Origin of the sequence: Kitasatospora sp. NPDC004669, assembly GCF_040609455.1 — a bacterium.
Lineage (GTDB): Bacteria > Actinomycetota > Actinomycetes > Streptomycetales > Streptomycetaceae > Kitasatospora.
Genome location: NZ_JBEXKB010000086.1, coordinates 21,467 through 31,070 on the forward strand (window position 1 = coordinate 21,467; position 9,604 = coordinate 31,070).

Sequence of the window (9,604 nt, forward strand, 5' to 3'; positions counted from 1 at the left end):
GACCGACCGGCAGGCGTGAACCCCGGGGCAGGGCCCGGAGTTCACGCCTCACCGCACACGCGCCCGCCTCGCTCGACCGGGGCATCCGCCCACGCGCACCTCTTGCCGGCCCGTTCGCTTCGCTCACTCGCGCACGCGCTCCCCGTTCAACCACTCGTGCATCACCGACAGCAGGTGGTCGGTCTCCACCGGCTTGGTGATGTGGTCGGTGGCACCCGCCTCCAGCGACTTCTCCCGGTCGCCCTTCATCGCCTTGGCGGTCAGCGCGATGATCGGCAGCCCGGCGAACTGGGGCATCCGGCGGATCGCCTCGGTGGTCGCGTAGCCGTCCATCTCCGGCATCATGATGTCCATCAGGACCAGCGCCACGTTCTCGTGCTGCTCCAGCATCTCGATGCCCTCGCGGCCGTTCTCGGCGTACAGGACGGTCAGGCCGTGCTGCTCCAGCACGCTGGTCAGCGCGAACACGTTGCGCACGTCGTCGTCCACGATCAGCACCTGCTGGCCGTCGAAGCGGGTGTCACCGCGGGCCGGCCGGAGCTGCTGCGCGGGCTCGACCGGCCGGGGCGCGGCGGCGCTCTCCAGCGCGGCGCTGCGCCGACGCTCCACCGCCCCGCGGCGGCGCTCCTCGGCCATCTCCCGGACCTCCTGGGCCCAGTGGTCGGCCGGGTTCTCGCCGACCGGCACCGGCAGGCCCACCGGGGTCACCCCGACCGAGGCACGCGGCGCGGCCGTGGCCGGGACGCCCGGACGCTCGGCCGGGCGGCCGTCCGGGGCGGTGTCCGGGGCCTCGGAGCGCAGCGGCAGGTAGAGGGTGAAGGTCGAGCCCCGGCCCAGCTCGCTCTGGGCGTGGATCTCGCCGCTGAGCAGCCGGGCGATCTCCCGGCTGATCGACAGGCCGAGGCCGGTGCCGCCGTACTTGCGGCTGGTGGTGCCGTCGGCCTGCTTGAACGCCTCGAAGATCTCCCGCAGCTTGTTGCCGGGGATGCCGATGCCGGTGTCGGAGACCGAGAAGGCGATCAGCTCGTCGTCCGGGCCCTGGATCGAGCCGGACTCCAGCAGCCGCTCGCGCACGTGCTGCGGGACGTCCTGGCCGGCCGGGCTGATCGAGAAGTCGACGCCGCCGGCGTCGGTGAACTTGACCGCGTTGGAGATCAGGTTGCGCAGCACCTGCTGGAGCCGCTGCTCGTCGGTGTGCAGGGTGACCGGCAGGGCCGGCGAGACCCGCACCGCGAAGGCCAGGTTCTTGTCCAGGGCGACCGGCTGGAAGGTGGCCTCGACGTAGTCGACCAACTGGACCAGGGCGATCCGGGCCGGGCGGACGTCCATCTTGCCGGCCTCGACCTTGGACAGGTCGAGGATGTCGTTGATCAGCTGGAGCAGGTCGGAGCCGGCGCCGTGGATGGTGTCGGCGAACTCGACCTGCTTGGGCGACAGGTTGCCCTCGTTGTTGTCGGAGAGCAGCTTGGCCAGGATCAGCAGCGAGTTGAGCGGGGTGCGCAGCTCGTGCGACATGTTGGCGAGGAACTCGCTCTTGTAGCGGGAGGCCAGGGCGAGCTGTTCGGCGCGCTCCTCCAGCACCTGCCGGGCCTCCTCGATCTCGCTGTTCTTGATCTCGATGTCGCGATTCTGCTGGGCGAGTTGCTCGGCCTTCTCCTGCAACTCCTCGTTGGTGCGCTCCAGTTCCTCCTGGCGCGCCTCCAACTCGGCGGATCGCATCGAGAGTTCGGCGGTGAGCCGCTGGGACTCCAGCAGCAGGCCCTCGGTCTTGGTGTTGACGCTGATGGTGTTGACGGTGACGCCGATCAGGTCGGCGATCTGGTTGAGGAAGTCCAACGCGACGGTGGTGAAGGAGCTGAAGGTGGCCAGCTCGATCACGCCGAGCAGCCGGCCCTCGAACAGCACCGGCAGCACCACGATGTGGGCCGGGGAGGCCTCGCCGAGGCCGGAGGCGATCTTGAGGTAGCCGGGCGGCGCCTCCTTGACGATGATCGCCCGCTTCTCGACCGCCGCCTGGCCGATCAGCGACTCGCCGGGCCGGAAGGTGGTCGGCATCGCCCGCCGCTGGTAACCGTAGCTGCCGATCAGCCGCATCACGGTGTCGTTCTCGTCGTCGTCCTCGGTGATCAGCTCGGCGGTGCGGCCGGCCGGCTGGGCCAGGAAGAAGGCGCCGTGCTGGGCGGAGACCACCGGGGTCAGCTCGGTCATGATCAGTGAGGCGACCGCCTCCAGGTCCCGGCGGCCCTGGAGCAGGCCGGAGATCCGGGCCAGGTTGGTCTTGAGCCAGTCCTGCTCCTGGTTGGTGCGGGTGGTCTCGCGCAGGTTGGCGATCATCTGGTTGATGTTGTCCTTGAGCTCGTCGAGCTCCCCCGCGGCGTCCACGTCGATCCGCAGGCTCAGGTCGCCCCTGGTCACCGCGGTCGCGACCTGGGCGATCGCGCGCACCTGCCGGGTCAGGTTGTTGGCCAGCTCGTTCACCGACTCGGTGAGGTCCTGCCAGGTGCCGTCCACGCCGGGCACCCGGGCCTGGCCGCCGAGCCGTCCGTCGGTGCCCACCTCGCGGGCGACCCGGGTGACCTCGTCGGCGAACGCGGAGAGCTGGTCGACCATGGTGTTGATGCTGGTCTTCAGCTGGAGGATCTCGCCACGCGCGTCGACGTCGATCTTCTGCGAGAGGTCGCCGCGGGCGACCGCCGTGATCACCAGCGCGATGTTGCGCACCTGGCCGGTGAGATTGTTGGCCATCAGGTTGACGTTGTCGGTCAGGTCCTTCCAGATGCCGGCCACGCCCGGCACGCTCGCCTGGCCGCCCAGGGTGCCGTCGGTGCCCACCTCGCGGGCCACCCTGGTGACCTCCACCGCGAAGGCGGACAGCTGGTCGACCATGGTGTTCAGGGTGCCGGCGAGCGTCGCGATCTCGCCCTGCGCGTCGATGGTGATCTTCTTGGAGAGGTCGCCGCGGGCCACCGCCGAGGCGACCTCGGCGATGTTGCGCACCTGTCCGGTCAGGTTCGACGCCATGAAGTTGACGTTGTCGGTCAGGTCCTTCCAGATGCCCGACACCCCGCGCACCCGCGCCTGACCGCCCAGAATGCCCTCGGTGCCCACCTCGCGGGCGACCCGGGTCACCTCGTCGGCGAAGGCGGACAGCTGGTCGACCATGGTGTTGACGGTGGTCACCAGCTCCAGGATCTCGCCCCGGGCGTCGACGGTGATCTTCTTCGAGACGTCGCCGCGCGCCACCGCCGTGGTCACCTCGGCGATGCTGCGGACCTGACTGGTCAGATTGTTGGCCATCAGGTTGACGCTGTTGGTCAGGTCCTTCCAGGTCCCGGACACCCCGGGCACGCTCGCCTGACCGCCGAGGATGCCCTCGGTGCCGACGTCCCGGGCCACCCGGGTCACCTCGTCCGCGAAGGAGGAGAGCTGGTCGACCATCGTGTTGATGGTGTTCTTCAGCTCCAGGATCTCCCCGCGCGCGTCCACCTGGATCTTCTGCGACAGGTCGCCCTTGGCGACCGCGGTCGTCACCTGGGCGATGTTGCGCACTTGATCGGTGAGGTTGTTCGCCATGAAGTTGACGTTGTCGGTCAGATCCCGCCACACCCCGGCCGCCCAGGGCACCTGCGCCTGACCGCCGAGCCGCCCTTCGGTGCCCACCTGGCGGGCCACCCGGGTCACCTGTTCGGCGAAGCCGGAGAGTTGGTCGACCATCGTGTTGATGGTGTTCTTCAGCTCCAGCATCTCGCCGCGCGCGTCCACCTCGATCTTCTGCGAGAGGTCCCCGCGCGCCACCGCCGTGGTCACCTGGGCGATGTTGCGCACCTGGCCGGTCAGGTTGTCGGCCATGAAGTTCACCGAGTCGGTCAGCTCGCGCCAGACCCCGGCCACACCCGGCACCTGGGCCTGCCCACCGAGCCGGCCCTCGGTGCCGACGTCCCGGGCCACCGTGGTGACCTGGGCGGCGAAGCCGTTCAGCTGGTCCACCATCGTGTTGACGGTGTTCTTCAGCTCCAGCATCTCGCCGGCCACGTCCACCGTGACCTTGCGGGACAGATCGCCCTTGGCCACCGCCGTGGTCACCTGGGCGATGTTGCGCACCTGCGCGGTCAGCCGGCCCGCCATGGTGTTGACCGAGTCCGCCAGGTCCTTCCAACTGCCTGACACGCTACGGACCTTGGCCTGACCGCCGAGCTTGCCCTCGGTGCCCACCTCGCGGGCCACCCGGGTCACCTCGTCGGTGAACTCGGAGAGCTGGTCCACCAGTCCGTTGACAGTCCGCCCGATCTTCAGGTACTCGCCGCGCAGCGGATGGCTGACCCCGTTGCTGTGCAGCGAGCGCAGCTCCATCTTCTGGTCCAGGTCGCCCTCGGCGATCGAGGTCAGCACCCGGCCCACCTCGGCCATCGGACGGGCCAAGTCGTCGATCAGCGCGTTGCAGTTGTCGACGGCCGCCATCCAGGCGCCCTCGCCCGCGCCGGTCTCCAACCGCTCGTTCAGTCGGCCCTCACGACCCACCGCCCGCCGCACCCGCGCCAGTTCACCGGTCAGGTGCTGGTTGCGCTCGGCGACCTCGTTGAACACCGCGGCGATCTCCGCCAGCGGCCCGTCGCCCGGAACCGTCAGCCGGCGACGGAAGTTGCCGTCCCGCATCGCGGTCAGCGCGGCCAGCAGCTTGCGCAGGTCGGCCGGCTCCGCACCGCGGTTGTGGCCCGCCCGCCGGCCGGCCGCGTTCCGCGGCGCCGTGCCGGAGTACCCGCCGCGCGGAGCGGGCGGCGTCGTACCGGTTGCGTCCTTGGTTGCGTCCTTGGTGGCCGAACTCAACGGGCCCCTCCCACATCGTGAACTGTCCGGTGACCGCCGTGCCTTACGGCACGCATCCGGGCACCGGCCCGGCTGGGCTGCGTACCGGCGGGCTCACACGGCACACCGGCACCCACACGACCGTACTGCTCCCACCGGCCGTCGCGGACCCCCCAGTCTGGCAGTACTGTCGCCGGGTATACGGCTGGTTGCGCTCGGTTGGTACCGCACCGTCCGAAACAGGTGGGCAGAATCACCCTCAGGTGCCTGTTTCACGGCCCCGCCCCCACGGGGAACCAAGCGGAAAGTAGGGTGGAGCGCTGCACCGGGCCACGACCCGACCCAGCGCCGCCGCTCACCCCGACGGCGCGCACCGGGAGTCGGCGCCGCACCCCGGACAGCCAGGGCAAGAGCAGCAGAGGAGAAGTGGCAACGTGGTCACCGCGCGCGCAGCCGCCACCTTCGACCCCGACGGCCGGTCCGCGGCCGCCGCCCGGGGCTTCGTCCGGGACGCGCTGCTCGGCTGGGGCCTGCCCGAGGTCGTCGACGACGCCGTCGTCCTGGTCAGCGAACTGGTCACCAACGCCGTCGTGCACGCCGGCACCGCCGCCGAGGTCTGCTGCCTGCGCGAGGAGGAGACCGTCCGGATCGAGGTCACCGACCACCACCCCGAGCGCGGCCTGCCGTTCCTCAGCGACGGACACCGCTACGCCGACCCGGACGGCGAGGGCGGCCGCGGCCTGCTGATGTGCTCCGCCCTCGCCGAACGCTGGGGCGTCGAGTACGCGGCCGGGCAGAAGACCGTCTGGTTCCGGCTCGCCCTGCCCGCGCACGTGGTCGGCACCCGCTACGCCGTCCCCGCCACCCCCGGCAGCGATCTGCCCAGCAGCCCCGGACCGGTGCACGTCGCCGTCGTCCAGCTCGACGAGGACGGCCGGGTCCTGGCCTGGAACCCGGACGCCGAGGCCCTCTTCCAGTACCCCACCGCCGCCGTCCTCGGCCGCCCCTGGGCCGACCTGGCGGCCTGGCCGCAGTCCCCCGGCCGCGGCCTCGGCCTCACCGACACCCTGCGGCTGGCCCGCTGGGAGGGCGGCTACGGCATCCGCCGCGCCGACGGCGAGGAGGTCGAGGTGTACGGCGTCCAGGTGCGCGTGCGCGACACCGAGGGCGTCCCCTCCACCCTCTGTCTGCTCGTCCTCGAACCCGACCGCGCCGTGCTGCGCTCCCCCGCCCGCGCCCTGCCCGGCGAACGCCCCGACCCGGCCGGTCCCCGGCTCGACCTGCTGGCCGGCCCGACCGCCACCGACGACCTCGACACCCTGCTGCAGCGCACCGTCGAACGCGCCCGCGACCTGCTCGACGCCGACGCCGCGTACCTGCTGCTCACCACCGACGACGAGACCGAGTTCGAGGTCCGTGCCGTCACCGGCCTCAACACCGGACACCGCCGGCACGCCCGCTTCCCGGTCGGGACCGGCAACCGCTACGACTCCGCCCGGCTGCCCTCCGTCCACGAGGACCTCGCCACCCGCTCCACCGGCCTGCCGCTGCTCACCGGCAGCGGCATGCGCTCCCTGGTCACCGTCCCGCTCAAGGTCGAAGGCCGGCTAATCGGCTCGCTCGGCATCGCCACCGCCGTGCCCGGCCGCTACGACAACGAGGACGCGCTGCGGCTGCAGTTCGCCGCCGACCGGGTCGCCCTGGCCGTCGAGAGCACCCGGCTGACCGAGCTCGAACGGCTGCGCCGCGGCTCGCTCTCCTTCCTCGTCGAGGCCTCCGACCTGCTGGCCGGCACCCTCGAGCACGAGCAGACCCTCGCCCTGATGGCCCAGATGGCCGTCCCCACCCTCTCCTCCTGGTGCGCCGTCTACACCAACGGCGACCACGGCTCCTCGGCCGGCCTCGCCTTCGTCCTGCACGAGGACGAGGACCGGATCGACCCGCTGCGCGAGCTGCTCGACAAGACCCCCGCCCCCGAGGCCGGCCCCACCCACGGCGTCCGCTTCTGGACCGCGCCCGCCGAGACCGCCGAAACCCGGGGCCTGACCGACAGCCCCGAACTGGCCGGCCTGCTCGGCGAAACCGTGGTGCTGCCGCTGACCGCGCGCAACCGGGTCATCGGCCTGCTCGCGCTCGGCGTCCCGGCCGGCGTCCGGTTCCGCCAGGAGATCCTCGAACTCGCCGAGGACCTCTCCCGCCGGGCCGCCCTCGCCCTGGACAACTCCCGCCTCTACTCCGAGCGCACCGCGACCAGCCAGGCCCTGCAGCGCAGCCTGCTGCCGCCGGACCTGCCCGAGATCCCCGGCGTCGAGGTGGACGTCTACTACCAGGCCGCCGGCGAGGGCAACGAGGTCGGCGGCGACTTCTACGACCTGTTCACGATCCGCGAGGGCACCTACGGCTTCGCCATCGGCGACGTCTGCGGCACAGGCCCCGAGGCCGCCTCGGTCACCGGCCTGGCCCGGCATTCGCTGCGTCTGCTCGCCCGCGAGGGCCTGGACGCCCCGCAGGTGCTGCGCCGGCTCAACGCGGCCATCCTGGACGAGGGTTCGCGCAGCCGCTTCCTCACGCTGCTCTACGGCGAACTGACGCCCCGCCCGGACGGCAGCACCGAACTCTCCCTGGTCTGCGCCGGCCACCCGCTGCCGCTGCGACTGCGCACCGACGGCCGGGTCGACCGTGCCGCCACCCCGCAGCCGCTGCTCGGCGTCATGGACGACCTCGACCTCACCGCCGAACACCTGGTGCTCGCCCCCGGCGAGGTCCTGCTCTGCGTCACCGACGGCGTCACCGAACGCCGCGAGGGCCGGCGGATGCTCGGCGACGACGGCCTGGCCGAGGTGCTCACCGGCTGCACCGGCCTGACCGCCGGTGCGGTCGCGATGCGGGTGCAACGCGCGGTCGAACGCTTCGCCCCGGAGCCACCGTCCGACGACATGGCGATCCTGACCCTGCGGGTACCCAACCAGCGCCAGTCGTGAGCATCCACAGCTGACGCGGTCACAAATTGTTATCTTCACAAGGGTACAAGCAAGTACGGCCGGGTACACCGATCTCACCGGGGAATCCTCCGGCGGGGACGTGACCAGCGGCTCTCCGCTGGCCCATCACTTCTGACCTCACTTCTGACCGCTGCCCGCGCACGCCTTTCGCCGTGCGCCTTCGGCGCGGTCGCGCGCACCCACTCATCGAAACGACACCAAGCGTCACTGCGCCCTGCGCGCGCCCAGAGTGAAAGGAGCCTCCGGTGAGCAACGACGCTACCGGGGCATCGAACGCCCGCTCCACCGGAGCCGATGCGGGTAACCTCGGCTACCTCGCCCTCGGCCTGACACTACTCGCCTACGGTCTGCTCTCCACCGGCGTCCTGCACGGCACCGGTGTCGGGGACGCGGCCCACCTCGCCCACCTGCTCGGCGGCGTCACCCTCTTCATCGCGGGCCTGTGGCAGCTCCGCCGCGGCGAGGGCTTCACCGGCACCGCCTTCACCAGCCTCGGTGCCTTCTGGGCGACCTGGTCGGTGGCCGGCGGCGCGAGCAAGAACGCCGCCGGTCTGTTCCTGCTGTTGTGGGCCCTGCTCGCCCTCAGCCTCACGGCGGCCAGCTGGGGCGCCGGTCTGTTCAGCCGCGTCGTCTACGGTCTGCTGACGGTCTCCCTGGTGCTGTCCGCCATCGCCGGCTTCGGTGGGTACGGCGGCCTCGCCAAGGCGGCCGGCTGGATCGCGGCCGTCTCCGGGCTCGTCGCCTGGTACTGGGCCACCTCCGCGCTGAGCAACGGCTCCTGGGGGAAGGTCGCCCTGCCGGTCAAGTGACCTGCTTCGGCCGCTCCTCGGCACCACTGCGGGGTCGGGTCTCCGTCTCGACGGAGGTCCGACCCCGTCGGCGTGCCGCCAACGCCAGGACGGTGTAGGCGAAGAGCAGGATCGCGACGGCGACGATGCCGTCCGCCCAGAAGTGGTTGGCCGTCACCACGACCACCGCGACCGTCAGCACCGGGTGCAGCACCATGACCCAGCGGAACGGGCTCCGCGACACCCGCACCACCGCGACCGCCGCCAGCACGCACCAGGCGACGTGCACCGAGGGCATCGCCGACAACTGGTCGGCGACCACCATCCCGCCGACCGCGCCCCCGTACACCGACTGCCCGTACTCGGCGGCCACATCGACGAAGCCGCTATGCGGCAGCATCCGCGGTGGCGCCACCGGGATGAACTGCACCAGCAGACAGACCGCAGTCGTGATCACCACCGTGTTGCGCACCCACGCGTAGCGCTCCCGGTGCCGTACGAACACCCAGAGGAGCACGCCCAGCATCACGGCGAAGTGCATGACCGCGTAGTAGTAGTTGGCCAGCCTCACCAACACCGGGTACGGCGTGATCGCCGTCTGCCAGGACGCCTCGTCCGGCAACCCGATCACCTGCTCGGCGCGGTGGATCCAGCTCGCCCGGTCCAGCGCGTGGTCGGTGTTCATCACCGACAGGTGCCCCACCAGCTGCCAGAGCGCGAACAGCGCCAACAGCGTGCCGGCCTCCCGCAGCAGCGCCGAGACCCCCGGCTTCCGGACCCGCGCAGCGACGTACGCGCCTCCGTAGAGGCCGACGGCGGCACCCCCGGCGGACTGCCAGGTCAGGGTCAGGTTCTGCATTCGCAGAGGTTAACGCAAAAAGACCCCCTCCCGAATGGGAGGGGGTCTTTTTGGAATAATTGTTCGGCGGCGTCCTACTCTCCCACAGGGTCCCCCCTGCAGTACCATCGGCGCTGTGAGGCTTAGCTTCCGGGTTCGGAATGTAACCGGGC

The 9,604-nt window shown here is 71.2% G+C and carries 4 protein-coding genes and 1 rRNA gene; 2 read left to right on the forward strand and 3 right to left on the reverse strand.

Annotation, left to right across the window (positions count from 1 at the left end; translation table 11 throughout):
• Window positions 1–123: 123 nt before the first annotated feature.
• Window positions 124–4,653 carry a HAMP domain-containing protein gene (locus tag ABZW30_RS40590; protein WP_355676333.1) on the reverse strand — a complete coding sequence of 1,510 codons (4,530 nt, stop codon included), beginning with the start codon at window positions 4,651–4,653 and terminating at the stop codon, window positions 124–126.
• A gap of 584 nt (window positions 4,654–5,237) precedes the next feature.
• Between ABZW30_RS40590 and ABZW30_RS40595 the strand changes: the two genes are divergently transcribed.
• Both ABZW30_RS40595 and ABZW30_RS40600 read left to right on the forward strand, forming a co-directional pair.
• Window positions 5,238–7,784, forward strand: coding sequence for a SpoIIE family protein phosphatase (locus ABZW30_RS40595; protein ID WP_355676328.1), 2,547 nt, complete (start codon window positions 5,238–5,240; stop codon window positions 7,782–7,784).
• 266 nt (window positions 7,785–8,050) lie between these two features.
• Window positions 8,051–8,614 (forward strand): acetate uptake transporter, encoded by a 564-nt coding sequence (locus ABZW30_RS40600; RefSeq protein ID WP_355676329.1) that lies wholly within the window; start codon window positions 8,051–8,053, stop codon window positions 8,612–8,614.
• On the opposite strand, the gene ABZW30_RS40605 is transcribed toward ABZW30_RS40600, so the two are convergent.
• A complete protein-coding gene (locus tag ABZW30_RS40605) occupies window positions 8,607–9,452 on the reverse strand; it encodes a phosphatase PAP2 family protein (protein WP_355676330.1) in 846 nt (281 codons plus the stop codon). The two genes, ABZW30_RS40600 and ABZW30_RS40605, sit on opposite strands and share 8 nt — an antisense overlap.
• A 61-nt stretch (window positions 9,453–9,513) precedes the next feature.
• Window positions 9,514–9,604, reverse strand: a 5S ribosomal RNA gene (rrf, locus tag ABZW30_RS40610); the annotation flags it as partial.